Here is a 25,903-nt window from a genome sequence, read left to right on the forward strand (position 1 = left end):
CATGTCGACGGAAATGATCGACACGAAGATCAGGAGCCGACCGGTGTCACAACTGCTGGCCGAAGACAAGAAGCGGATCACACCGAAACGTCCGCGCGACTACGTCGCCTGGGCCGTCGCGATCGCGATCGTCGCCGCTCTGGTGTGGACCGCGGTGACGAACGAGAACTACCACTGGCCGGTGGTGTTCAGCTACTTCACCACGGAAACCATCCTCAACGGCCTGTTGATCACGCTGCTGCTGACGGTGGCGAGCATGGCCCTGGGCACGCTGCTGGGGCTGGTGCTGGCGGTGATGCGCATGTCGCGCCTCCGGCCCGTTTCCGGGCTCGCCCAGCTCTACATCACCTTCTTCCGCGGCACCCCGGTGCTCGTGCAGTTGATCTTCTGGTTCAACATCGCGGCGCTCTACCCGAACATCTCCATCGGCATCCCGTTCACCCACCTCTCCACGCCGGTGAACGTGAACGCGATCATGACCCCGTTGACCGCGGCCGTCGTGGGGCTGACGCTGAACCAGGCGGCGTACATGTCCGAGATCATCCGCGGCGGGTTCGCGTCCGTCAGTCGCGGACAGCACGAGGCCGCCGAGTCCTTGGGCATGTCGGGGTTCACCAAGCTCCGGCACGTGATCATCCCGCAGACCATGCCGGCGATCATCCCGGCCACCGGCAACCAGGTGATCGGCATGCTGAAGGAGACCTCGCTGGTGAGCGTGCTCGGCGTCGCCGACCTGCTGCAGAGCGCACAGGCGATCTACGCCCGCAACTACCAGACGATCCCACTGCTGATCGTGGCCAGTCTCTGGTACCTGATCATGACGCTGGTGCTGAGCGTGCCGCAGTCCATGATCGAGCGCCGTTTCTCCCGCTCGACCCGGGCACGGCTGACCCCGGCCGCCACCGCGGTCGAGCCCGGGGCCGGCCTGCCCGTTCCCGCCACGAGGGAGTCCCTGCTGTGAACGCCGACGGAACGATCGTCGCACGCAAGCTGTGCAAGAGCTACGGACAGCACCAGGTCCTGCGCGACATCGACCTGACCGTCGCGGCAGGGGAGATCTCCTGCATCATCGGGCCGAGCGGATCGGGCAAATCGACACTGCTGCGGTGCATCAACGGCCTGGAGACCGTCGACCGCGGTGTGCTGCGGGTCAACGGCGAGGACTTCGGCTACGTCGAGAAGGACGACGCCTACCACGCCGTCCGCCCGCAACGGCTGGCCGAGCAACGCGCCCGCATCGGCATGGTCTTCCAGCAGTTCAACCTCTTCCCCAACATGACCGCCGAAAGCAACGTCATGTCCGGACCGGTGCTGGTGAGGAAGAAGAACCGCGAGGCCAGCCGGGAACAGGCGCGAGAACTGCTGGCCAAGGTCGGCCTCGAGGGGTGCGGCCACAAATACCCCGCCCAACTCTCCGGCGGCCAGCAGCAACGCGTCGCCATCGCCCGCGCCCTCGCGATGGAACCCACCATCATGCTGTTCGACGAACCCACCAGCGCACTGGACCCGGAACGCGTGGGCGAAGTACTCGCCGTCATGCGCGACCTCGCCGGCAACGGAATGACCATGCTTCTCGTCACCCACGAGATGGGCTTCGCCCGCGAAGTCGCCGACGAAATCCTGTTCATGGACGGAGGCATCGCAGTGGAACGCGGCGACGCACGCGAGGTACTGGGCAACCCTCGCGAAAAGCGAACCCAGGCATTCCTCGAAAGAGTGCTGTAACGCCTTTCGGTTCGACGTCGACCCGACCGTCACCGTCGTCAGCGCGGTCCTCATCGGCCTGGCGATCCTCGGCGTCACCCGAGCCTTGGGCCGGCATGGGCCGCGCCGGCGCTGACAGCGCCGCCGGCCGGGCCCCTGGTGGCGCCCGGCCACCCACTTCGAAACTCCCCGCTAAGGACCCGACATGAAGACGATTCCCTACTGGATGGAAACCGCTGGGGCGTTTCCCGACCGGTCCGGCAAGCCGCTGACCGAGGACACCGACCTGGTGGTCGTCGGCGCCGGCCTGACGGGTCTGTCCACCGCCCTGCACTCCGCCCGCAAGGGCGCCCGTGTCACCCTCGTCGAGAAGAGCCAGATCGGCTCCGGTGCCTCCGCCCGCAACGGCGGTATGGCCAACTTGGGCTTCACCATCGGCGTGGGCCAGGCCGTCCGCCGGTACGGCCTCGAACGGGCCCGCGAGATCTACAACTCCTACGGCGAGGCCGTGGACACCGTCGAGCGGCTCGTGAACGAGGAGTCCATCGACTGCCAGTTCCGCCGCGTCGGACGCCTGGGCGTCGCGTCCCGCCCCGCCCACTTCGAGAGCAAGAAGACCCAACAGCGCTACCTGGCCAAGTACTTCGGACACGAGACCACTCTGATCGGCAAGGCCGAGCTGCGTTCCGAGATCGGCTCCGACGCCTACCACGGCGGCCTGCTCGACCCGTTCAGCGCGGCCCTGCACGTCGGCCGATTCGTGCGCGGTATGGCCGAGGCGTGCGAGCGCACCGGTGTCGAGATCCACGAGCGCAACGCGGCCACCGGCATACGGCGTACCGCCGCCGGCCGGTTCGAGGTCAGCACCGAGCGCGGTGTCATCCGTACCGGGCAGGTCATGATGGCCACCGACGCCTACACCGACAAGAACTTCCCGTGGCTGCGCCGACAGCAGGTCTGCGTGGGCAGCTTCATCATCGTCACCGAGCCGCTCGGCGAGGAGCTCGCCCGGGACATCATCCCCAAGGCCCGCCTCATCGTCGACTCCAACAAGGTCTGCCACTACTTCCGGCTCACCCCGGACAACCGGCTGCTGTTCGGCGGCCGCGCCCGCTTCGCACCGTCCGACCCCACCTCGGACAAGAAGAGCGGGGCCGTCCTGTTCCGTGAGATGTGCGAGATCTTCCCCCAGCTCTCCCGCACCAGGATCGAGTACGTGTGGGGCGGCTCCGTCGGTTTCGCCATGGACCGCATCGTGCACGCCGGGCAGACCGAGGACGGCGTCTACTACTCCATGGGATACGCCGGCCACGGCGTGCAGATGGCCACCCACATGGGGCAGGTCATGGCCGAGGTGATGGACGGCCACCCCGAGGTCAGCCCCGTCCGCGACATCGCCCCACCCCGCATCCCTCTCTACAACGGCACTGCCTGGTTCCTGCCCTTCGCGGGCGCCTACTACAAGACGCTCGACCGCATCCGCTGACCGGTCGGCAGCCTCTCTACACCTACAAGGAGATACCCACGATGACTGTCGTCCGTGATGTTCCCAAGCAACTGTTCATCGGCGGCGATTGGCAGGACGCGGAGTCCGGCCGGACCCTGTCCGTCGACAACCCGGCCACCGGCGAGGAACTGTGCCGGGTCGCCGACGCCTCACCCGCCGACGGCCGGCGTGCCGTCGAGGCGGCGGTCGCCGCGCAGGCCGCCTGGGCCGCCACCCCGCCGCGGGTGCGCAGCGAGATCCTGCGCCGCGCCTACGACATCATCGTCGCGCGCACCGAGGACCTCGCGCTGCTGATGACCCTGGAGATGGGCAAGCCCCTGGCCGAGGCGCGTGCCGAAGTCGCCTACGGCGCGGAGTTCTTCCGTTGGTTCTCCGAGGAAGCCGTCCGTGTCGACGGCGGCATGATGACCGCCCCCGACGGAAGGAACCGCCTGCTGGTCACCCGTCAGCCCGTCGGCCCCTGCCTGCTCATCACCCCCTGGAACTTCCCCCTGGCGATGGGCACCCGCAAGATCGGCCCGGCCATCGCCGCCGGCTGCACCATCGTCCTCAAACCCGCCCCCCAGACCCCCCTGACCAGCCTCGTACTGGCGGAGATCCTCACCGAAGCGGGCCTGCCGGCCGGGGTGCTGAACATCGTCACCACCTCCGACGCCGCCGGCGTCGTCGAACCCCTCCTTCGCGGCGGGAAGATCCGCAAGCTCTCCTTCACCGGCTCCACCCAGGTCGGGCGGATCCTGCTGGCCCAGTGCGCCGACACTGTCATCCGCACCTCCATGGAACTGGGCGGCAACGCTCCTCTCATCGTCTTCGACGACGCCGACCTCGACACCGCCGTCGAGGGCACCATGGTCGCCAAGATGCGCAACATGGGCGAGTCCTGCTGTGCGGCCAACCGCATCTTCGTCCACACTTCCGTCGCCGAGGAGTTCGCCTCACGCCTCGCAGCCCGCATGGCCGCTCTCACCGTCGGGCCCGGCACCGAACCCGGCACCGACGTCGGCCCCCTCATCGACGCCGTCGGCCGCAGCAAGGCCCACGACCTGGTGCAGGACGCCGTCAAGCGCGGTGCCACCGTCCTGACCGGCGGTGAACTCCCCGAAGGGCCGGGCTGCTTCTACCCGCCCACCGTCCTCACCGGCATCACCCCCGACGCCGCGATCATCGACACCGAGATCTTCGGCCCCGTCGCCGCGATCCGCACCTTCCAGACCGAGGACGAGGCCGTCACCGCCGCCAACGACACCGAATTCGGCCTGGCTGCCTACCTGTTCACCCAGCACCTCGACCGTGCCCTGCGGGTCGCCGAACGTCTCGAAAGCGGCATGATCGGCATCAACACCGGACTGGTCTCCAACCCCGCCGCGCCCTTCGGCGGCGTCAAGCAGTCCGGCCTGGGCCGCGAAGGCGGACGCGTCGGCATCGACGAGTTCCTGGAGTACAAGTACCTGGCCGTCCCCGTCGGAGCCTGACATGCGCGAGCGACTCGTCGTCCTCCACCGCGGCAACCGGCCCCCCGCCACCGCACGCATCGAAAGCCTCGCGGACACCGTCTACGCGACCGAAGAGGAACTGCCCTGCCTCCTCCCCGGCGCCGACGTCCTCCTGGCCTGGGTGACCAGCACCCCGGCCATCCGCGAGGCCTGGCCCGACGATCCGGAGAAGCCGCCCCGATGGGTCCACGCGGCCTCAGCGGGCGTGGACTCCTTGCTGTTCCCCGCCCTGGTGGACGATCCGCGCGTTGTCCTGACCAACGCCCGCGGGGTCTACGAACAGCCGACCGCCGAGTACGTCCTCGGCATGATCCTCGCCCTCGCCAAGGACTTCCCCGGCACCTGGGAGCACCAGCGGCGCCGCGAGTGGCGTCCGCGCCCCAGCGACGGCATCACCGGACGCACCGCGCTGGTCTGGGGGACGGGGCCGACCGGCCGGGCCATCGCCCGGCTGCTGTGCGCCGTGGGGATGCGTGTGTGCGGCGCGGGCCGCGAGGCCCGCACGGACGACCCCGACTTCGGCACGGTCCACGGTGCCAGGACCCTGCGCTCCGCCCTGACGGAAGCGGACTACGTCGTCCTGGCCGCACCCCTCACCGAGGACACCCGGGGCATGGTCGACGCCTCCGTGCTCGCCGCCATGAAGCCGGGGGCGCGGCTGATCAACGTAGGCCGTGGCGGACTCGTCGACGAGGAGGCGCTGGTCGACCACCTCGCCGCCGGACGGCTCGCCGGCGCAGCCCTGGACGTGTTCGCCCAGGAACCGCTGCCTGCCGAGTCTCCCCTGTGGAACATGCCCGGCGTGATGATCTCCCCGCACACGGCGGGCGAGACCACCGGCGAGCGGGACGCGCTCATCGAGTTGTTCCTCGACAACTTCGCCCGGCACATCGAGGGCCGGCCGCTGCGCAACGTGGTGGACAAGCGCCGCGGATACGTGGTCGACGACACGCCCCCAGCCTGAAGGCGAGCAGCACGCGCCCCGGCCGGTGACTCCTACCGGCCGGGGCGCGTGCTACTCGCCTTTCTCTCCGACCTGCGGGACCTTGGCTGGACCCGGACATCTCTGTGATGGGACCGGGCGGTAGCCGCCCGGTCCCATTGCCCCGTACCGCATCGCTGAGCCGGGTTTATGAAACGGTCAGGTAGATCTTGCGCACGGTTTCGATGGTCTTCCAGACTCCGACGAAGCCCGGCTTCATGACAAAGCTGTCACCTGCCTTGTAGACCACCGGCTCGCCGCCTTCCGGCGTGATCTCGATGACGCCGGAAAGGATGTGGCAGAACTCGAAGAGCTCGCCCTTGATCGAGCGCGTCTCGCCGGGCGTGGCTTCCCAGACGCCCGTTTTGATCGTTTCCCCGCGGGCGGCGTCCTGGGCCCAGGTCTTGTAAGTCGGGGTGCCGGCAATCAGGCGTTCCGGCAGCGGGCCGGACTCCTGGGGTGCGAAGGACGGGTCGGGAGCGATGGTCTTCAGGAGCGACATGCTTTTCCTCTACTGGATGTGACAACGACGAAAACGGGCCGCCTCGGCAAGCACCGGACAGACCGGCCGGGCATGATGCTGGAACCGGCCTGCGCCGGCGGCGTGGAGCGTGCGACTGCTCCGGCTCATCGAGTATTTCTGACGCCCCGCACGGAGCCCACGCGTGATCCGTCCGTTCCGGGCACGATGTTCGGACGTTGTGTCAGCCTGGCGGCCGGAGGGGCATTCATGGCCCCGATCGGTCCCTCGGCGCACCACGCGAACGAAGCGCTTCTTCAGCAGTGCGGCGGCGACCCGTCCGCCCAGGAAGCCCAGGCCACCCGTGATGAGGTGCTCATGCGTTTTCCCCTCGCCGGCTCCGGTAGTCGTGGAGCCAGCGGAGACCTTCGCTCGTGCCGGCGCGGGGCCGGTACTCGCAGCCGATCCACCCGTCGAAGTCCAGCTCGTCGACCGCGTCGAGCAGGTGGTGGACGTTGGTCTCGCCCCGGTCGGGCTCGCCCCGGTCGGGCACGCCCGCGATCTGCAGATGACCGACCCGGCCGGTCGGCAGGTCGCGGCGCAGGGTCGCGGTGAGGTCACCCTCGACGATCTGGCAGTGGTAGAGGTCGAGCTGCACTTTGAGATGCGAGGCTCCCACCTCCTGCACCACGGCGTGGGCCTCGGTCTGGGTGCTCAGGAAGTACCCGGGCATGTCGCGGCCGTTGATCGGCTCGATCAGGATGTCCGCGCCCGCGACGGCGGCCCGCTCCGCGGCCCAGGCCAGGTTGGTCAGGTAGGTGTCACGGTGCTTGGCCCGCTCGACCGGTGTCGCGTCCGGCCGGACCAGCCCGGCCATCAGGTGCACCCGCGGGCAGCCCAGCGTCGCCGCGTACTCCAGCGCCCGGTCGACCCCGGAACGCACCTCCGCCTCGCGCCCGGGCAGTGCCGCCATCCCGCGCTCTCCGGACTCCCACGCTCCGGGAGGCGCGTTGAAGAGCACCTGCTCCAGGCCGTGGTCGTCGAGCCGGCGGCGCAGTTCGGCGGCGTCGTACGCATAGGGGAAGAGATACTCCACGGCCTCGAAGCCGTCAGCCGAGGCCGCGGCGAAGCGGTCGAGGAAATCGTGCTCGGTGTACATCATGGACAGGTTCGCTGCGAACCTCGGCATGCTGGCTCCCGTGTTCCGGCCGGGGACGGCCAAGGGCAGTGGTTGAGGACCCGCTTCCTGAGGGCTGTTGCAGGGGGGGGCAAGGCGTACTCCTGGCAAGGAAACGGGTGTGGCGCAGGTCGCCCGGTCCGCCATGACGCCACGCACTGAAAAGATCGCAGCACCGTTGACCGCGCCCGCAAAGCCGGACCGTACTGATGCGGTGCCGTTATCCGGCTCCGCAACCTCCCTGCCATTCCATGGTCTCGAAGGCCCTGGCTGTGGCATGGACAGGTTCAGCCGCCTGCTCGTTCAGCACACGCACCGCGTCCTCCGCTCCGCTGCGTGGGCTGGAGAGCACGGGCTTGCCGACGGCTTCGGCGATCGCGGGAGCCAGCCGTGCCATGGACGCCTGGGCCAGCACGATCACGTCGACCTCGGTGGCCAGCGCCCGTGCCCCGTCCAGCACCATCGCGTCGTGGCGGTCGCGGTCACCGGACGTCAGCACCGAGAAGGCGCCCTCGCAGAGCCGTTCTTGGACGGTGATGTCGCGACCGGCCGCCCGGGCCTTCTCCTCGACGAGGGCACGGGTCGGGGGCAGCGTCGTGGGGACCGTGGCCAGGACGCCGATGGCGTCAGCGGTCTCTGCCGCTGCTGCGGTCATCGCGTCGTCGATCTTGACGATCGGTACGGAGACCAGGCGTCGGGCCACGTCGATGGCCGGACCGACCGAGGAGCAGGCGGAGAAGACGACATCGGCCCCCGCGGCCTCCGCGGCCTGTGCCAGGTGCACCATGCGCTGCGTGCTGGCAGGTGAGATCCCACCGTCGCGCACCACGGCAGCGAGCACGTCACTGTCGACGAAGTGCAGGACCTTGGCGTCCGGCGCGAGTTCCGCGAGGTACTCGTTGATGACCGAATCGGGGTTGATGAACAGCAGGCTGGTGTGCAGCACGGCGATCGAGGCAGTGGTGGACATGGTGTCTCCAACAGGGTGAGGATCGGGCCGCGTGCCGGTGCGGGCACGAGAGCACGAGACGAAGCGGTGCGAACCGCGCGCAACGCGCACGGCCGGGGCGTACGACGGTCTGGTGCCCGTCGCTGTGGTGCGGTCCAGGTCAGCGGGGCTGAGTTCAGGTCATGCGGTTCCCCCTTCGGCGCGGGGGCTCAGGCGGCTGACGACATCCAGGGCGGCGTCCCGGACCGCGTCGCGGCCGGCCGCCCACAGGGAGACGACGTCGGAGCCGGGCAACGCGGACGGGAGGGTCATGCGGGTGGCCTCCAGACAGGCGCGGCGCAGTTCGGCGTTGACGTTGACCTTGGCGACGCCTCGGGCGAGGGCGCCGTGCAGTTCCTCGACGGGCAGACCGCTTGCGCCGTGCAGGACGAGTGGGACGGTTACGGCCTCGTGGATCGCGGCCAGCCGCTCCAGGTCCAGGCGGACCGGGTGCTGGGTGAAGCCGTGGACGTTGCCGACGGCGACGGCGAGCGCGTCCACGCCCGTCGCGGACACGAATTCGGCCGCCTGCTGCGGATCGGTCATCGCCGCGGCCTGCGCGACGGCGTCGGTGGAGACGTCCTCGTCGCCCGGCAGGGCACCGAGCTCGGCCTCCACCCAGGCACCGTGGTCACGGGCCCGGCGGACCGCCTCCTTCGTCAAGGCGATGTTCTCGGCGAACGGCAGATGGGAGCCGTCGACCATGACAGAGGTGTAGCCCGCCTCCAGGCAGGCGGTGATCTCGTCCAGGTCCCGGCTGTGGTCGAGGTGCACACCGAGAGGGGCCGTGGAGCGTGCGGCGGCGTCCAGCGCCAGCCGCATCAGGGCGTCGCGCCCGGCGTGCTTGAAGGGACTGGAGCCCGCCTGGATGATGACCGGCCGTCCGGCGGCCTCGGCGGCGGCCGTGATGCCCTGGACCGTCTCCAGGTTGTAGGCGACGAACCCGGGCAGAGCGTGACCGGCGGACGCGGCCTCCTTCAGGGCATCGGTTCCGTGCAGCAGCATCAGGCACTCCTCAGCAGGTCGAGGGCGTCGGCGAGGGCGTCGGTGCCCCCGACGTTCCCGGCGAAGACGATGTAAGGGATGCCGGCAGCGGGGCCGTCCACGGGCTCCCAGAGCGAGACGATGCCCGGCAGCAGCGTGCCCCGGGCCCAGGCACGGCGGATCCCAAGGCCGTGGGTGGCGGTGTCGCTGGAGGTGATACCGCCCTTGGCGACGACGAAAGCGGGCCGCCGGGCGGCGTTGACCCGGCGCACGGCCTCAACGAGCGCGGCGGAGACCCGGCGGGAGATCGCCAGACTGTCGTCCGCGTCGGCACCCGTCACCAGCACCCGTGAGGTACGGATCACCGCGTCCGCCGAGTCCAGCGCGCCGGCGGCCGCGGCCGCGACCTCGGCGATGTGGGCGTCACGCCGCTCCTCGTCGAGCAGCAGGGCCACGTCCAGCTCGTACTCGGCGATCCCGCCTCGCTCCCGCAGCCGGTCCAACTGCAGTGTCGTCAGCGCCACATGAGACCCCACGACAATGAGACCGTGCGGCGCGTCGCCGCGCAGCGGGCGCAGTTCGGCCGCGGTGAGCGGTGCCCGCGCCGCCTGTCCGGCGCGGGCCCTGACGAAGGACGGCCCGACCCGGTACACCAGCCGCGTGCCGTTCTCCTCCGCCTCCGCGAGTGCCAGGGCCAGCACCCGCAGATCGTCGTCGCACACCGCGTCGACCACGGCCGTACGTCCGCCGCGCAGCGAGGACAGCAGCCGCGCCGTGTGCGCCGGGCCGCCGCCGCGCAGGTCGTCGAGGGTGACGCGCAGAACCTCGTCCGCGGGGATGCGTCCGCCCGTCTTCTCCTCGACCCACTCGGGCAGCGAGGAGCTGCGGTAGCCGAACGTGGCGTCGCGGGCGAACTCGCTCGTTCCGACCGGGAGCAGTCCGTCGTCGGTCCGCATCCAGTGGCGGGAGCCAACGGTCAGCCGGCCCGCCTCGATGTAGGCGGGGACCACTACCACGCCGTCCGGAGGACCTGCGCCCAGCTCCGTCAGCTCCTCTGCGAGGACATCGGTCTCCAGCGGGAAGTGACCGCGCAGCGTGGAGTCCCCGCGGCTGGCCAGGACGTAGCCGGTGCCCTCGGCCGCCGCCGCCGCGTGCAGGGCGCGGACGACCTCGCGGTCGCGGGCGGCCGCGTCCTCAGGGGACAGGCTGCGGGTGTTGGTGAGGACGAAGAAGACGGCGCTGTCCTGGCGCAGCGCCCAGCGCAGGTCGTCCACCGTCCAGGACGTCAGGACGGGCACGTCGGCGACGGTCTGGGTGCCGGTCGGATCGTCGTCGAGGACGACGAGACGGGGGCCGCCGGATATGCGGGCGGCCACTTCCCCGGCGCTCGCCTCGCGCACGGGAGGCAGCCCTGCCAGCACCGCTGCCTCGGGGACGGGCCGCGTCTGGGCATGGAGGGGTAGAGACATGGAGAATTCCTGACCTGTTACGGGAGTTGAGGGGCGAACGTCAGTCGAGGTCGCGCTTGAGCGCAGTCTTGACGGCGGTCGGACAGACGTCGTTGGTGGACCGGCCGAGGTTGACGTCCTCGTTCGGGCGCAGGTACCGGTAGCGGAAGTCTGCGCAGTGTCACCGTCCTGGTTATCGGCTCAGAACGACTTCTCCTTCGCCCTGCGGTAGGCGCGGCCGAACGGCAGGATCCGGGCGGACGGCAGGACCTCGATCCCGCGGTCCCGATGCCGTCACTGGGGATGAGGGCGATGCGGTGGTTCTGGGTTCGTCATAGGGCCGATTGCAGCAGCGGGCCGGGCAGCGCGTCCAAGACACAATGCCGATGTGCCTTATAGGACCGCCCTATAAGGTGGCTTCACTGCGGTTCCGTCAGCTCGGTCCAGGAAGGACATCTCCGCAGGGGACAGTGGGCCGCGGCGGCTGACCAGCGCGACACGCGGCTCGCCGTTCGCTTCCGGATCGAGCACATTCCTGAGCCGGCGGCGAAGGGTCACTGAACCCGAAGCCAGGAGGTGGGGCGCGTTTCCCTCGAGCTGAGGGACGCGGCAACCTAGAGTCGGGAGACGTGATCAACGGAACGCACGTCATCCTCCACAGCCGCGACTCCGAGGCGGACCGCGCCTTCCTGCGGGACGTCCTCGGTGCGAAGAGCGTCGACGCCGGCGGTGGCTGGCTCATCCTCCAGCTGCCGCCCGCTGAGGTGGCCGTCCACCCGACGGACGCGGAGCAGAAGCACGAGCTCTACTTCATGTGCGACGACGTCGATGCCACGGTTGCCGAACTGAAGGAGAAGGGCGTGGAGTTCACCGCGCCGGTCAGCGAGCAGCGGTGGGGCAGGCTCACCGCCTTCCGCCTGCCCGGCGGCGGTGAGGTGGGGCTCTACCAGCCGCTGCACCCGACCGCGTACGACCTCTAGCGCTGTGACCGCGTAGGTCCGCAGTGGAGGCCCCGGCCGCCCCGGCCCGCCTGCGGGCCGCCGGCGAGGCCCTGCGCGCCCAGCGCGACCGCGTGGGTCACGAGTACCCCGGTACGATGCGCCGGTGGACACCGACATCAGCGGAGCGCGTCCGCGGCAGGCGCCGGGCGGCCCCTCCAGCGGCGACCAGCCCCCCGCTTTCGCCGGTGACCTGGCCGCCTTCGCCGTCCAGCTGCGCCGTATGCACGGCGAGGTCGGCCGGGTCGTGCACCAGTACGCGGCGCGGCAGAACCTGCACCCCACCGACGTGCAGGCGCTCGCCGCCATCCTCGACGCGACCGAGCCGATGACCCCCGGCCGGCTGCGCGCCGTGCTCGGCCTCACCTCCGGCGCGGTCACCGCCTGCATCGACCGGCTGGAACGCGCCGGGCACGTCCGCCGGGTCCGGGAGGACGCCGACCGCCGCGTCGTCCACCTGCGCTACGCAGCCGACGCCCGCGCCGCGGCCCGCGCCCACTTCCGCCCCCTCGCGGACGCCCTGCGCCGTGCCGGGGCCGCGTTCGACGAGCGCGAGCTGGAGGTGGCGCTGCGCTTCCTGACCGCGCTCAACGACGCTCTGGGAGAGATACCGGGCCTGGGCGACGGCTGACCGCGCCCGGATTCCGCCGGGCCGTGCATCCGGATACGGGGGGCGGACGGAAGCACGAGGGAGACCACGGGAAGATCTCCGTCCCCACAAATGCTTCAATCGTTGAGATTGTTTGTCGTCGAGTGAACGGGCCGAGTCACCGAAGGAGCACGATGAAGCCCCAGCACCCGCGAGCCCACCGGCTCGTACCCGTCGCCATGATCGCCGTCTGGCTCGTGGTGGGCGCGCTGCTCGGCCCCTTCGCCGGGCGCCTCGGTGAGGTCGCCACCAACGACCAGGCCGCCTTCCTGCCGCGCAGTGCCGAGTCCACCCGCGTGCTGCGGGAACAGGCCGCCTTCCAGCAGCGGGAGACCCTGCCCGTGATCGTGCTGTGGACCGCCGACGGCGGCGGCGAGGTCACCGGCCGGCAGAAGTCGGCCACCGCAGCCGTGGCCGGGCTCACCGGCGCGACGGGCACGGCCGGCGCACCGTCCCCCGCCCTGTCCTCCGACGACCGCGAGGCCCTCCAGGCCGTCGTGCCGCTCCGCCCCGACCTCGGCGATCTGCTGGCGCCCACCCTGGAGAAGGTGCGCGCCGCGGCCGAGCGGGTCCCCGGCACCCGGGTGCAGCTGGCCGGCCCGGCCGCCACGCAGGCCGATCTCACCGACGCGTTCTCCGGCATCGACGGGGTCCTGCTGGCCGTCGCCTTGCTGGCGGTCCTGGTCATTCTGCTGCTCGTCTACCGCTCGCTGCTGCTGCCGCTCGCCGTCATCACTGGCGCCGTCTTCGCACTCGGCCTGGCCTGTGCCGTGGTGTACGCGCTGGCCGACCACGGCCTGGTGCGCGTCGACGGACAGGTGCAGGGCATTCTGTCCATCCTCGTCATCGGCGCCGCCACCGACTACGCGCTGCTGGTCACCGCGCGCTGCCGCGAGGAACTGGCCGCGGGACGGGACAGCCGCGCCGCCGCCCGGACCGCCCTGCGCCGCTCGGCGCCCGCCGTTCTCGCCAGCGCCGGCACCGTCGCCCTCGGCCTGATCACCCTGTTGCTGAGCGACCTGACCAACAACCGCGCGCTGGGCCCGGTCGGCGCCGTGGGCATCGCCGCCGCCGTGCTCAGCGCCCTCACCTTCCTGCCCGCGGTCCTCGCCCTGCTCGGCCGCGCCGCCTACTGGCCGGCCCACCCGGAGCGCCACGCGGGCGCCACGGGACTGTGGCGCCGCGTCGCCGCCCTCGTGGACCGGGCACCGCGCCGCGTGTGGGCGCTCGCCCTGGCCGGCCTGCTCGTCTGCTCGGCGGGCGCCCTCACCCTCGACTCCCGCGGTGTGCCGCTCGACGAGACGTTCGTCCGCGACGTGCCGTCCGTCGCCGCCCAGCAGACCCTGGCCCGCCACTTCCCGGCCGGTGCCGGCACCCCCGTGGTGGTGCTCGCCGACGCCGCCGCGGCCGACGGGGTGGCCCGCACCGTGCGCGCCACCTCCGGCATCGCCGCGGTGACCGCCACCGGTACCGAGGGCCGTCCCGCGGCGGAGCCGCGCGTCGTGGACGGGCGGGTGCGCCTCGAGGCGACCGCGAAGGCCGCCCCGGACACCCAGGCCGCCCGCGACACCGTCACCCGGCTGCGCACCGCGCTGCACGCGCTGCCGGACGCCCGCGCCCTGGTCGGCGGCTACACCGCCCAGCAGTACGACACCCTCCACGCGGCGCAACGGGACCGGACCGTCATCGTGCCCGTGGTACTCGCGGTCGTCCTGGTCATCCTGGTACTGCTGCTGCGCGCCCTCGCCGTGCCGTTCCTGCTCGTGCTCACCGTCGCCCTCAACTACACCGCCACCCTCGGTGTCGCCGCGTTCGTCTTCCGCGACCTGTTCGGCTTCAGCGGCACCGACCCGTCCGTGCCGCTGTACGGGTTCGTCTTCCTGGTCGCCCTCGGTGTCGACTACAACATCTTCCTGATGTCCCGGGTCCGCGAGGAGACCCTGCGCCACGGCACACGGGAGGGCGTACGACGCGGACTGGTGGCCACCGGCGGGGTCATCACCTCCGCGGGGGTGGTCCTCGCCGCGACCTTCGCCGCGCTCGGGGTCATCCCCCTCGCGTTCCTGGCGCAGATCGCGTTCATCGTCGCCTTCGGCGTGCTCCTCGACACGCTGGTGGTGCGCTCGCTGCTGGTCCCGGCCCTGGTGCGGGACGCCGGGGACCGCGTCTGGTGGCCCACCCGGCCGGGTTCCGGGCGACAGGAAGGGACCTCGCCCGCGGTGGCGGGCGCGAACGCCCCCTCCCGCACCGACCGCGGGGACCGCTGACGGCCCGCCTCAGCCGCCGTGCACCAGTGCCGTGGCGGTGCGCGCCCGCTGTCGCGACTTGGACCCGGACCCCGGTAGTCCCACAGGTCGGAGCCGCACACGCAGATGGCGACGGTCCGGATGATCGCATCCGTCGGCGCCGCGATCGCCGGCTCGGGAGCGGTCTCCACCCGGATGTCACCCGGTGCGTGGATGATGGTTGCTCGCATGATGGTGCCTCAGGTCTTCCCGGTCTGTCGGTGGCGGTGGGTGCGGCCCTCAACCAGGCCGGCTGCCATGCCTCGTCCACGATCGCCTTCAGCTGGGTCATCGCCGACATCGCGTTGGGCCACCCGGCGTGGAAGGCCGGATGGGCGATGGCCTCGACCAGCTCGTCCTTGGTCACACCGTTCTCCAGCGCCTTGCCGAGGTGGAAGCCTCGCTCTCTCTCGTGGGTCACGCGCGCGTCGGCGTGGTCGAGCATCCACTCGGTGCCGGACGCGGGGAGCGCCACGATTCCATCGACGTCCCCGACGACGAGGTCACCGGTGCGGACCGTGACGCCGGCGACCTTCGCGGGACGCCCGGAGACACCGCAGAAGTCGTTGCGGATGCCTGCAAGGCGACAGAAGTTCTTGTTGACGTCGTCAACGGGCAACTCTTGGAATCGGTGGGCGCTTGTGTGTACGGTGGCGTGTATGCCAGACACACCCGCCACCAAGGCCGGATCGCTGGTCACCGGTTCCGAGATCGCCCGGCTCGCGGGCGTCACCCGTGCCGCGGTCTCCAACTGGAGGCGGCGGTATGACGACTTTCCGGCACCCGCCGGTGGTGGTACGGGCAGTCCCCTGTTCGCTCTGTCCGAGGTTCAGGCATGGCTGGACAAGCAGCGCAAAGGGCAGGACGTCTCCGAGGGGGTGCGGCTGTGGCAGGCGTTGCGGGGGGCCTACGGTGACGACATGCTGGGCGCACTCGCCGACGCGGCTCGGCTGCTGGCCGACCCGGCGGCCGAGATGCTCGGGGCTCTGCCACCGGATGCGGTCCGTCTGCTCCGCGCCGCGGCGGAAGGCGGCTCGGCCGGCGAGACGGCGAACAGTCTTGCGGAACGCTTCACCGACTCCGTCCGCCGCGCCGGCTCGGACCTGGTGACCTCGTCACGCGTCGTCCGTGCTGTGCGGCACGTCGTCGGAGAGGTCGGGGCCGACGCGATCGTCTTCGACCCGGCCTGTGGTATCGGCACGTTGCTCCTGGCCACCGGGCCCGAGCAGGGGCCGCGCCGATGCGGTCAGGAAGCCGACGCGCGCAGCGCGCGCTTCGCGCAACTGCGGGCCGATCTCACTCGACGTACCGGAGTCGACATCGTTTCTGGAGACTCCCTCCGCGACGATCAGTGGCCGGACCTCAGAGCGGACGTGGTCGTCTGCGACCCTCCGGTCGCTGACAGCGACTGGGGGCGCGAAGAACTGCTCCTCGACTCCCGTTGGGAGTTCGGTACCCCGTCCCGTGCCGAAGGCGAACTGGCCTGGCTTCAGCACGCGTACGCGCACACCGCGCCGGGGGGCGTAGTTCTCATGGTCATGCCGGCATCGGTCGCCTACCGCAAGGCGGGCCGCCGTATCCGGGCCGAGCTTGTGCGGCGCGGCGTTCTGACCCAGGTTGTCTCCCTGCCACCAGGGTCCGCGGCCTCGCACGCGCTTCCGGTGCACCTGTGGCAGCTGCGTCGTCCTGAATCGCCAGGTGACGAGGCGACCAGCGTCCGGATGGTGGATCTGACCGAGAACGACCCGGAGGGCTCCCTGGAGCCGAGGCCCGATCAGACGGTGGACGTGCCGTTGATCGAACTGCTCGATGATGCCGTGGACCTCACTCCGGGACGGCACGTCAGGGAGTCCCATCGTGACTACGTCGCCGAGTACGAACGCGCGCGGCGCGAGTTGGCGCAACAGGTCGAGCGACTGACCGAGCTCCTGCCCTACCTGGCTGAAGGCCGAGGGGCCGGCGTACCGGACGGCCCGTCCGTGAGTGTCGCGGACCTCGCGCGTGCCGGACTCGTGGAGTACGGCGATTCCGAGCCGGTCTCCGTGAGCGAGCAACTCGACACCGACTTCCTACGTGGTTTCCTGCGCAGCACCTCGAACACCCGCCGCTCCACCAGCGCCAGCGGAACCTTCCGATTCGATGCGAAGGGCGCACGCATTCCCCAGATGGAGATCGCCGAGCAGCGCCGCTACGGCGCCGTCTTCCGGGCGCTGCGGGAATTCGAGGAGCGGGCACGGAGGATGGCCGAACTGAGCAAGGAGGCCGCCGCACTGGCCCGGGACGGGCTCAGCAGCGGCGCCCTCGCACCACCGCCCGAGTGACGCACGGTCGGCTCAGCGAGGAATGAACGGACTGGGCTCCCCGCTCCACGACACCGCCAGCGCCTCGCGTGCCCGGGTGCACGCGACGAACAGCAGACAGCGCTCGCGCACAGCAGATCCGATTCGTGCTGCGAAGAGTCCACCGGGGCAGGGGTGACCTCACGCGCGAAGGGGATCGCACCCGCCGCCACGCCGAGGACTGCCACGCAGCGGAACTCCAGCCCCTTCATGGCGTGCATGGTGGACAGCCGCACACCCTCCACCCGTGGCTCGGGGTTGTCCCGGACCCGGCCACAGGAACACCCGCCGCGGACAGCTTGCGGACACCTTGTCCAGCAGCACGTCGAACCGGGTGCACACACCGATCTCCGAGGGACGGATGCCCTGGGAGGGCCGGCTCTCCACGCGCTCGACCAGCACGACGACCTCGTCCTGTTCCGCGCCGTACCCATCGATGTGCGGTCTGCGTCCGTGCAGAACCGAAGACGGCACGACCTCCGGACGTCCCGGAGACCCGGCCAGGACGACGAACTTCTGGCTCCCGTTGGTCCCCTTCTCCGTCAGCAGGCGTCCCCGGGCCTCGGGACCTCCGCCTGGCAGGCGCAGCCGGAACTCCGGACACTCTGGGCCATGGATCATCCTTCTGCCTGGTACGGTCTCGTGCGCAGCGTACGGGTCGGCACTGACACTGCCGGCCGGCCGATCGCCGTCAGGCGCCCCTGAGCAGACGCTGGGCGGAGCTGTTGATCCACGCCCCGATCGTCTTGCGCAGGTTCTGGTTCTCCGCGAGGTGTTCCTCATACCGCGGCCAGTGAGCGCGGGTCCGCTCGATGGTCTGCACGGCCTCCTGGCGCAGTCGGGCGTCGGTCGTCCCGAAACGGCGGTCGAGGGCGCCTTCGAGCCGGTCGAAGGCGGCGAGCCGTACTCGTTCGAAGGACTTGCCGCCGCCGAACTTGAGCCCGAGGTCCTCCGGTTCGTCGCTGGGTGCGTAGGGCGCTGTGGACACCAGGTCGTACGCCGGCGACAGCGACGGGACCCGGCGGTCGCGATAGATCAGGGACCAGTTCTTCAGGTGGGCGTCGCCGTTGCCCACCACGATGGAGAACGCTATCCGCCGGGCGGCCTCGCGCAGGGACTCCCTGTCGTGGCCGCGATAGGCGACAGCCGCGACCGTCTCGAACGTCGACTGGTACTTGTCCTGGGGGTACTTGTCCCTGACCTGCGCGAAGTCCTCGATGTGGACGGGGGCACGATGTTCGTCCCGGGTGCGGTCGAAACGGCGGACGGCGTAGGCCCACTGTTCGTCGTTCGGCCACATGCGGTCAGGCAGCCCGTCGAGCTCGTCACGGTGCATGAGGCGCACGTCGGGAACGTCGAGCCCTGCGCTCCGGGCCAGGGACATGATGGTGAACTCGTTGCGCGGTACGTCCGGATGGCGGTAGTCCGGAAACTTGACCAGCCAGTCGCCGTGCACGCCGGCGGCGGGAACGGTGAGCCGGTCTCCTCGCGCCAGCATGGAGAACTTCAGGGCGACCCCGGCCAGGGAGAATCGCCATGGCGAGTCGGAAGACGGGAAGCCGTAGGCCCCACCGGGGCGTTTCCCCCCTCCTCCTGACTGCTCGCCGTCAGGCCACTCCCAGCCGTCGTCGGGTCCGTCGGCAGGCAGCACCTGGACGGCGCCGGGCAGGTCGTGGCCGACTTGGGCCAGCAGTTCCATCTCCCTGTCGAGTGAGACACCGCGGTCGTCGGCGATCCACTCCCGCAGGGGGCCTTCGGGGAGGAGGTTGGAGAACCAGCGCGGCAGCCGCAGGGCGGACGCGTAGGGGGCGCGCAGGTTCTCTTCGAAGCGGAGGCCGAGTACCGGCCGCTGCGGATCGGTCACGTAGGACTCGTTGACGACGAAGCGGGTGTGGTCGCCCTTCTGGCAGAGTGTGCCGATCCGGCGGGAGTGCAGGAGTACGGCGTAGTACTTCTCCGGGAGCGTGGTCATGCGCAGTGGTGTCCTGTTCGCGGTGAGTGGACCGGTTAGAACAGCTCTTCGGACCCGTCGAGTTCGTCGAGGGCGTCGAAGTCCAGTGAGTCCAACGAGGGAGTGTCCTCGTAGTCCCACTCCGCCATACGCCCGAGAAAGTCGTTCAGGTGCTGCTGGATGATCTGCTGACGCTGCTGCAGGAAACCTTCGCGGTCTCCTTCGGCGAGGGCCTGACTCGCCTGTCGGCTCATGGTGTGCGAGGCCAGCACGCGGTCCCAGGTCTCCTCGTCCAGATGGTCAGGACGGTGAGCGAGCAATGTCGTGATCTCCGAGACGGGGTCTTCCGCGCTGGGCAGGAACAGACGGTTCGCCGCGTACAGGACCTGCTGTGCGGTGAGCCCACGAGGGAAGATCACGTGGGCCACCGTGGCCGCGGTCTTCTGATCGGAGAGCAGCGTCGAGAGACTCTGGAGATCGACGGGCACACCGGTCACCAGGGAGCGGGGGCGCAGGGACCACCACGAGCTGAGGATGATCTTCGCGGCGGCCTCGTTGGTCCGGAAACGCTCGATGGTCGGGATCGACGGCTGGGCCTCGGCCATGGCGTCCATCAGCCCCATGATCGAACCGCGTTCGTCGCCCTTGCGGATCCGCGCGCACAGGACGCGCGACACCTGGGTGAAGCTGCCCTTGAAGACGGCGGGTCCGGACACGGCCACTCGCCAGTACAGCCGTCGCAGCAGGCGGCGGGTGTTGGGCTCGGGGTCGGGGAAGTGAGCGAAGAAGCGGGTCAGTACGACGAGCAGCGCGCGGTAGACGAGCAGCGCGATGTGCGGTACCTCCGCCTCGGCCTGCAGGAAACCGATCGCGCGCACCAGCGCCTCTTCGCCCTCGCCGTAGGCGGCGTACTGGTCCTCGTCCTCGAACTCCGGGGCGGTCCGTCGGCCGGTGGAGCTGAACTCGTTACGGATGTCCCGCGACGGGTCCGGTCCGCGGCGAGCGAGGATCGAGGCGAGGACGGTGTCCGTGTCGATGGTGCCGAAGCCGGTCCTGGCGGCGATGCGGTCGGCGATCCGCGACAGGTTCAGCCGCTCCGCGGCTCCTTCCTCCGGGCCCGCGTAGAGCGCGGAGAAGATCTCCGCGCGGTTGAGGCGCTTCCCGTAGTTGTTCATCCGGTCGAAGATGTCGGTCAGGATGTCGAGATCGTCCTGCCGCACGAGGTAGGCGGGCACCTTGTACTGGCGCAGTGCGGTGGCCACCCGGTCGGCCTCGTCGAAGAGCTCGGCGACCAGCTCACCCTCCGTGCGGAACCACCCGAGGAGCTTCTTCAGGTCGAAGAGGACGGGCAGCGCGATGTGCTGGGGCTCGCGCGTCTTGGGCTGGGCGATGAACCGCTTCTCCCTGAGGTCGTAGTAGATGGAGAACGGCTCGTGCAGATGTCCTTCGGGGCTGAGCGCGTTGGCGAGACTGGTGATGCGCTGCTGCCCGTCCACCACCCAGAGGGCGTCCGGAGAGGCCGGCGCGTCGATCTTCAGCTGGCCGAGGGTGAAGGAACGCGCGGGCGTCTTGCGGACCCACAGAAGCAGGTTCCCGATGGGATAACCCTTGACGATGCTGTCGAAGAGCCGGAGCACATCCGTGGTGCCCCAGCGGAAGTCGCGCTGGAAGTGAGGGACGTGGATCCGGCCGCTCCAGGCCTGGGCCACGAGGTCGCCCAGCTCGTACGTGGTGGCGCTGGGCTGCGTCTCCAGGCCTGCGGTGGTCATCTTCCTGTCCCCCTGGTCGGTGGGTCCCATGCCGTACACGCTACGACGATCGACGTCTTCAGTATGAGGCGCTCTTGTTAGCAGTGTCAACGAATAATCCCGCAGTCCACTCTGTTGACGTCATCAACGTCTCGGTTTTACGGTCCTCGTGAACGCGGTGACGGAGCCGATCGTCGTGGGCCATCGCAAAGTGATGAAAGTGCCACAGGGAACCCGGGCATGGGCCTACTCTGCGGGTATTGCCGCAGGCGGTCGCGTATGCCGACAGGAGTCAACCTGCTCGTCCGCTACAGCTTCACCGCCTCGACCCCGGCCGCCGGTGTGCTGCGCCCGCTGCACGGCCGGGGCGCGCCGGAGCTTGACGAGAACGACAAGTCGGTCGCCGACCGACGGGACGTGCCCGGGGGACTGCCTGGCCTGGGGCCTCGACGCCGACCGCCCGCACAACAGTGGTGCGGGCGGTCGGATACCGGGTCGTCAGGCGGTGATCCTGCCGAAGAGGTGGTTGGCAGGAGCATCCGGGTCGTCGCCGTAGAAGAACTCGGTGACGGCCTGGTGGAATTCGGCGCGGTCCAGCCCACCGGAGCCGTCCCTGTCCAGAGCGGCGAAGACCGTGGCACAGTCCTCGGCGGGCACTCCGGCGACCGAGTCGAACATCTGCTGGAACTCGGCCTGGTCGATCCTGCCGTCTGCGTTGAGGTCGACGAGGTCGAAGAAGCAGTTGGTGACCGGCGCGATCTGCTGCTGATAGAGGGCGGGGTCGGTCAGGGCGCTCCTGAAGCCTTCGGTCATCTCCCGCAGATCGACCTTCCCGTCACCGTCCTGGTCCATCGGAGCGATCACATTCGTCCAGAACCCGTCCATTCCCTTGATGAGTCGGCGGGCGGTTGCGGAGTCCGGCGCGGTGTCTCGGGCGGCGATGTAGCGCTCGCTCATCGCTCGGACGTCCTGCTGGGTGATGAACCCGTCGCCGTCGACGTCGGCGCCCCGGAACCACTGGCCGTACTTGAGGTCTTGAAGTGCAGTCACGACTGCGCAGAGTATTCATCTGATTACGCAATTGCAAAACCTGGGGGAGCCCCAGGCAGCCGGGGCGGCACGCTGCGCGCCTGACGACGGCGAACACGAAGGACCTGCCCGAAGAGACAGGCAGCTTGCGTGTCAGTGTTCGAGGTGTGGTGGTGTGAAGGCGAGCACATCCGGCAGAGGGCCGTCGTAGAGCTCGACGTCGACGAGCGCGCTGTGGGCGCTCGGTCCCTGGGACAGACGCGAGCACCCCCGGTCGGCCGTGAGGGTGTTCGGATTGCCGTGGCGGTCCAAGGTGCCGCTCCGGCCTGGCTGGGCCGGGTCCCACCATGCTCCTGTGGACAGTTGGATGACGCCTGGCATGACGTCGTCCGACAGGACCGCGCCCGCCAGACAGCTGCCGCGGTCGTTGTGGACGCGTACGATCATGCCGTTCTCGATGCCACGGGGCGCGGCGTCCAGTGGATTGATCGTCACGGGCTCGCGGCCGCGGATCTTCGACTTGAGACTGTGGCCGCCGTTGTCGTACTGGCTGTGCAGGCGTGAGGCGGGCTGGTTCGAGATCAAGTGCAACGGGAATCGGTCCGACAGGCCGGCACGGAGCCACTCCGCCGGTTCGAACCACGCCGGATGCCCGGTGCAGTCGTCGTAGCCGAACGAGTTGATCTCCTCGGAGAAGATCTCGATCCGGCCCGACGGGGTCGTCAGGGGGAAGCGTTGCGGATCTGTGCGGAGCGCCTCGAAGCTGCCGGGGAACGGGCCGCTCAGCGCCGGCAGCTCAGCTGTGGAGCTTCGCCAGAAATCGTCGAAGCCCGGCAAGGTCCCGCCGTCGCCGAGGCCGGCCCTCGTCTGCTCGTAGAGGTGCCGGACCCATTCGATCTCGGAGCGCGCCTGCGTGAACTCGCACTCGTATCCGAGCCGGGAGGCCAGGGCGGTGAAGATGTGGTGGTCGGTGCGTGACTCGCCCGCCGGCTCACGGACTTTCGGCATCGCGACGAGGTGGGGGTCGGAGAATCCGGCGGCGAAGTCGTCGCGCTCCAGGCTGGTGGCGACGGGAAGGACGATGTCGGCGAACTTGGCCGTGGTGTTCCACCAGGCTTCGTGAACCACCACCGTGTCAGGGGTCTGCCAGGCACGGGTCAAGCGATGGAGATCTTGGTGGTGGTGGAACGGGTTCCCTCCGCACCAGTAGATCAGGCGGAGTTCGGGCAAGGTCAGGCGCCGGCCGTCGTAGTCGATGGTCCTGCCCGGATGCAGCAGGGTGTCGGCGATCCGTGCGACAGGGATGTAATCCGCAACGGGGTTGGGAACCCGGGGAATCGACGCCACGGAGGGTCGGCCGGGGGCGACGCCGGTCGCGTCCATCGTCGCGTAGCCCGCGCCCCAGCCGCAGCCGGGCCGCCCCATCGAGCCCGCCATGGCAGCCAGCACGACCGACATCCAGATCGGCTGTTCGCCGTGGTCCGCCCGTTGTATCGCGTAGTTGACCATGATGAGAGAACGTTGCGTGGACAGGCGGCGAGCCAGTTCGGTGATCGTGTCCCGGCTGATGCCCGTGATCCTCGCGGCCCAGGCAGCATCCTTGGCGACGCCGTCGGATTCGCCGGTCAGGTAGGAGGCGAAGCGGTCGAACCCGACACAGCAACGGCGAAGGAAGTCCTCGTCGTGCCAGCCGTTGACCAGCATGGTGTGTGCCATGCCGAGCATCGCGGCGGTGTCGGTGTTGGGAATGACGGGCAGCCACTCGGCGTCGAGGAACCCGGCGGTGTCGCTGCGGATAGGGCTGATGTTCACGAACCGCACCCCGGCCGCACGGCACCGGCGCTGCAAGTCCTGCGTCTGGTGCCTGGCAAGTCCGCCGGGGTTGATCTGGCTGTTCTTGAGGGCCAGCCCTCCGAACGCCACAACGAGTTCACAGTTCTCGGCGATCTCGCCCCACATCGGCATCCGGGACTGGTAGCTCCACGGAGCTCCTCCGATCACATGGGGGAGGATGACCTCCAAAGCTGCGGTGCTGTACGTGTTGCGAGAGTCGGTGTATCCCCCGCCCAACGCCAGGAACCGGTGGAGTTGCTGCTGCGCGTTGTGGAACGCGCCCGCGCTCGCCCAGCCGTAGGAGCCACCGAACACGGCGCTGTCTCCGTGCTGTGAACGCACTCGGCGCAGTTCCTCGCTCACCAGGGTGATCGCGTCGTCCCAGCTCACCTCCACGAAGGCGTCCGTGCCCCTGGCCGTGTCGTGGGCGCGCGGCAGGCCGTTCAGCCAGCCCTTGCGTACCGCGGGGCGTAACACGCGGGCGTTGTCGTCGGCGGCTGTCACCATTCCGGGTCCGATAGGCGACGGCGCGGGGTCATCGCCCCTCGGCTCGATTCGCACCAGCCGACCGGAATCAACCACCGCGACAAAACTGCCCCAGTGCGTCGCGACCGACATGCGTCGTTCCACGATGCATCAACTCCGTCTCTGCGGTTCCCCGGCTCTCGGACAGCGGCCACTCACATCACAGGGCCCTCACTTCGGTTGGCGGGCCGCAGGGCACAGACTCCCCCTGCGGCCCGCCGCCCAACCCCTGTGGGTGCACGAGCCTTCAAGCGGCCGCACAGACGCGTTGTCCGCGTCGAAACCGTGTGCCAGGCCCCTCAGGTGCGGGTCCAGCGTTGGTTGTCGCCGTTCGAGCAGGTGTAGAGCTGGATCTGGGTGCCGTTGGCGGTGCCGCCTGAGGCGGCGTCCAGGCAGAGTCCGGACTGGATACCGACGATGGATCCGTCGGAGTTGAGGCGCCATTTCTGGTTGTCGCCGCCCCAGCAACTGTAGATCTGGACTTTGGAGCCGTTGCCCGTGCCCGCGGCGTCGAGGCATTTGTTGCCGTAGACCCTGAGCTCACCGGCGTCGGTGTGCGTCCACTGCTGGTTGGTGCCGTTGTGGCAGTCCCACAGCTGGAGCTGTGTGCCGTCGGTGGTACCGGCGCCGGGCACGTCCAGGCAACGGCCCGAACCGACCCCCTTGATCTGTCCGCCGTCCGCAGGGGGCGGCGTCGTGGAGCCGCCGCCGTTGAGTGCGTTGAGGACGGCGGTGTAGGCAGGCTTCTTGCTGCCGTCGCCGTTGAACAGCAGCGGTGTGTCCCCCGAGCGCCAGGAGTCGGTGTCGCGTACACCCCAGACGGTGATGCCGAGGCAGCGCGGGACGGCCAGGCAGTCGTTGGTCACATTGGCGTAGGTCGTGGGCGAGGCACCCTGGACGTCGAGTTCGGTGATGGCCACGTCGACCCCGAGGGCGGCGAAATTCTGCAGTGTGGTGCGGAAGTTGCTGTTGTAGGGGCTGCCGCTGTTGAAGTGCGACTGAAACCCGACGCAGTCGATCGGCACGCCGCGCTGCTTGAAGTCCCGGACCATGTTGTACACGCCCTGGGTCTTGGCCCAGGTCCAGTTCTCGATGTTGTAGTCGTTGTAGCAGAGCTTGGCCGCCGGGTCGGCGGCGCGCGCGGTGCGGAAGGCGACCTCGATCCAGTCGTTGCCCGTGCGTTGCAGGTTGGAGTCCCGCCGGCCTCCCGAATTGCCGTCGGCGAAGGCCTCGTTGACGACGTCCCACATGGCGATCTTGCCCTTGTAGTGGCCCATCACGCCGTTGATGTGGTCGATCATCGCCTGGCGCAGTGAGCTGCCGCTGAGGCTCTGCATCCAGCCGGGCTGCTGGGAGTGCCAGGCCAGCGTGTGGCCGCGCACCTGCTTGCCGTTCTGCACCGCCCAGTTGTAAACGCGGTCGCCGGCGCTGAAGTCGAACCGGCCCCGCTGCGGTTCGGTGGCGTCGATCTTCATCTCGTTCTCGGCCGTCACCATGTTGAACTCACGGCCCGCGATCGACGTGTACGCCGAGTCGCCCAGCCTGCCCGAGGCGATGGCGGTGCCGAAGTAGCGGCCGCTCTGTGCCGCCGCGGCGCCGAGCGTGTTCTGAGCGGCGTGTGCGGTCGGCGGCGCGACCAGTGCGGTGACCACACCGAGGACGCCGACGGCCAGTGCCGGCAGCAGGCCGCGGATCTTTTGGCGGATACCGGATCTGGGAAGGGCGTAGGAGCCCATGACTGTGCCTCCAGGGTGAAAATCACGGATGGACCGAAGTGCAGGGGTTGCGCCGTCCGCCCCCGTT

At 69.7% G+C, this 25,903-nt stretch carries 19 protein-coding genes and 2 pseudogenes; 9 read left to right on the forward strand and 12 right to left on the reverse strand.

What is annotated here, in order from left to right; all coding sequences use genetic code 11:
* Window position 1: 1 nt before the first annotated feature.
* From ACWC21_RS33095 to ACWC21_RS33115, 5 genes are all read left to right on the forward strand, one after another.
* Window positions 2-961, forward strand: coding sequence for an amino acid ABC transporter permease (locus tag ACWC21_RS33095; protein WP_450887249.1), 960 nt, complete (start codon window positions 2-4; stop codon window positions 959-961).
* A complete protein-coding gene (locus ACWC21_RS33100) occupies window positions 958-1,725 on the forward strand; it encodes an amino acid ABC transporter ATP-binding protein (protein ID WP_450887250.1) in 768 nt (255 codons plus the stop codon). The genes ACWC21_RS33095 and ACWC21_RS33100 overlap by 4 nt, the downstream gene beginning before the upstream one ends.
* A 184-nt stretch (window positions 1,726-1,909) precedes the next feature.
* Window positions 1,910-3,190, forward strand: a complete 1,281-nt coding sequence (locus ACWC21_RS33105; RefSeq protein ID WP_450887252.1) for an NAD(P)/FAD-dependent oxidoreductase — start codon at window positions 1,910-1,912, stop codon at window positions 3,188-3,190.
* Between the two features lie 41 nt (window positions 3,191-3,231).
* Window positions 3,232-4,683 (forward strand): NAD-dependent succinate-semialdehyde dehydrogenase, encoded by a 1,452-nt coding sequence (locus tag ACWC21_RS33110; RefSeq protein ID WP_450887254.1) that lies wholly within the window; start codon window positions 3,232-3,234, stop codon window positions 4,681-4,683.
* A gap of 1 nt (window position 4,684) precedes the next feature.
* Window positions 4,685-5,668, forward strand: coding sequence for a D-2-hydroxyacid dehydrogenase (locus ACWC21_RS33115; protein ID WP_450887256.1), 984 nt, complete (start codon window positions 4,685-4,687; stop codon window positions 5,666-5,668).
* A gap of 166 nt (window positions 5,669-5,834) precedes the next feature.
* On the opposite strand, the gene ACWC21_RS33120 is transcribed toward ACWC21_RS33115, so the two are convergent.
* From ACWC21_RS33120 to ACWC21_RS33140, 5 genes are all read right to left on the reverse strand, one after another.
* Window positions 5,835-6,188 carry a cupin domain-containing protein gene (locus ACWC21_RS33120; protein WP_450887258.1) on the reverse strand — a complete coding sequence of 118 codons (354 nt, stop codon included), beginning with the start codon at window positions 6,186-6,188 and terminating at the stop codon, window positions 5,835-5,837.
* Between the two features lie 334 nt (window positions 6,189-6,522).
* Entirely contained in the window at window positions 6,523-7,335 is an 813-nt protein-coding gene (gene otnI / locus ACWC21_RS33125) for a 2-oxo-tetronate isomerase (RefSeq protein WP_450887260.1), read from the reverse strand.
* Between the two features lie 208 nt (window positions 7,336-7,543).
* Window positions 7,544-8,293, reverse strand: a complete 750-nt coding sequence (locus tag ACWC21_RS33130) for an aspartate/glutamate racemase family protein (protein WP_450887261.1) — start codon at window positions 8,291-8,293, stop codon at window positions 7,544-7,546.
* 159 nt (window positions 8,294-8,452) lie between these two features.
* Window positions 8,453-9,316, reverse strand: a complete 864-nt coding sequence (locus ACWC21_RS33135) for a class II fructose-bisphosphate aldolase (RefSeq protein WP_450887263.1) — start codon at window positions 9,314-9,316, stop codon at window positions 8,453-8,455.
* Window positions 9,316-10,764, reverse strand: a complete 1,449-nt coding sequence (locus tag ACWC21_RS33140) for a four-carbon acid sugar kinase family protein (RefSeq protein ID WP_450887265.1) — start codon at window positions 10,762-10,764, stop codon at window positions 9,316-9,318. Before ACWC21_RS33140 ends, ACWC21_RS33135 begins: the two co-directional genes overlap by 1 nt.
* Window positions 10,765-11,372: 608 nt before the next feature.
* On the opposite strand from ACWC21_RS33140, the gene ACWC21_RS33145 reads away from it, so the two are divergent.
* From ACWC21_RS33145 to ACWC21_RS33155, 3 genes are all read left to right on the forward strand, one after another.
* Complete coding sequence (locus ACWC21_RS33145) at window positions 11,373-11,723, forward strand: VOC family protein (protein ID WP_450887267.1); 351 nt, start codon at window positions 11,373-11,375, stop codon at window positions 11,721-11,723.
* Window positions 11,724-11,859: 136 nt separating this feature from the next.
* Entirely contained in the window at window positions 11,860-12,372 is a 513-nt protein-coding gene (locus tag ACWC21_RS33150) for a MarR family winged helix-turn-helix transcriptional regulator (protein WP_450887297.1), read from the forward strand.
* Between the two features lie 152 nt (window positions 12,373-12,524).
* Complete coding sequence (locus tag ACWC21_RS33155) at window positions 12,525-14,657, forward strand: MMPL family transporter (protein WP_450887269.1); 2,133 nt, start codon at window positions 12,525-12,527, stop codon at window positions 14,655-14,657.
* Between the two features lie 307 nt (window positions 14,658-14,964).
* Here ACWC21_RS33155 and ACWC21_RS33160 read toward each other — a convergent pair.
* A pseudogene (locus ACWC21_RS33160) lies at window positions 14,965-15,120 on the reverse strand (carboxymuconolactone decarboxylase family protein); the annotation flags it as partial.
* Window positions 15,121-15,334: 214 nt separating this feature from the next.
* Between ACWC21_RS33160 and ACWC21_RS33165 the strand changes: the two are divergent.
* The gene (locus tag ACWC21_RS33165) at window positions 15,335-16,996 is read left to right on the forward strand and encodes an N-6 DNA methylase (protein ID WP_450887270.1); all 1,662 of its coding nucleotides are present in this window, start codon (window positions 15,335-15,337) and stop codon (window positions 16,994-16,996) included.
* A 12-nt stretch (window positions 16,997-17,008) separates the two neighbouring features.
* Here ACWC21_RS33165 and ACWC21_RS33170 read toward each other — a convergent pair.
* From ACWC21_RS33170 to ACWC21_RS33195, 6 genes and pseudogenes are all read right to left on the reverse strand, one after another.
* Window positions 17,009-17,479: pseudogene (locus ACWC21_RS33170) on the reverse strand (3'-5' exonuclease); the annotation flags it as partial.
* A 226-nt stretch (window positions 17,480-17,705) separates the two neighbouring features.
* Entirely contained in the window at window positions 17,706-18,986 is a 1,281-nt protein-coding gene (locus ACWC21_RS33175) for a type II toxin-antitoxin system HipA family toxin (RefSeq protein ID WP_450887272.1), read from the reverse strand.
* Between the two features lie 35 nt (window positions 18,987-19,021).
* Window positions 19,022-20,764: a DUF262 domain-containing protein gene (locus tag ACWC21_RS33180; RefSeq protein ID WP_450887274.1), complete on the reverse strand. Its 1,743-nt coding sequence runs from the start codon at window positions 20,762-20,764 to the stop codon at window positions 19,022-19,024.
* 447 nt (window positions 20,765-21,211) lie between these two features.
* Window positions 21,212-21,763: an EF-hand domain-containing protein gene (locus ACWC21_RS33185; RefSeq protein WP_450887276.1), complete on the reverse strand. Its 552-nt coding sequence runs from the start codon at window positions 21,761-21,763 to the stop codon at window positions 21,212-21,214.
* A gap of 132 nt (window positions 21,764-21,895) precedes the next feature.
* The gene (locus tag ACWC21_RS33190; RefSeq protein WP_450887278.1) at window positions 21,896-24,193 is read right to left on the reverse strand and encodes a molybdopterin-dependent oxidoreductase; all 2,298 of its coding nucleotides are present in this window, start codon (window positions 24,191-24,193) and stop codon (window positions 21,896-21,898) included.
* 206 nt (window positions 24,194-24,399) lie between these two features.
* Complete coding sequence (locus tag ACWC21_RS33195; RefSeq protein WP_450887279.1) at window positions 24,400-25,836, reverse strand: endo-1,4-beta-xylanase; 1,437 nt, start codon at window positions 25,834-25,836, stop codon at window positions 24,400-24,402.
* Window positions 25,837-25,903: the final 67 nt, after the last annotated feature.

The sequence above is a fragment of the Streptomyces sp. NPDC001348 genome, assembly GCF_053597535.1.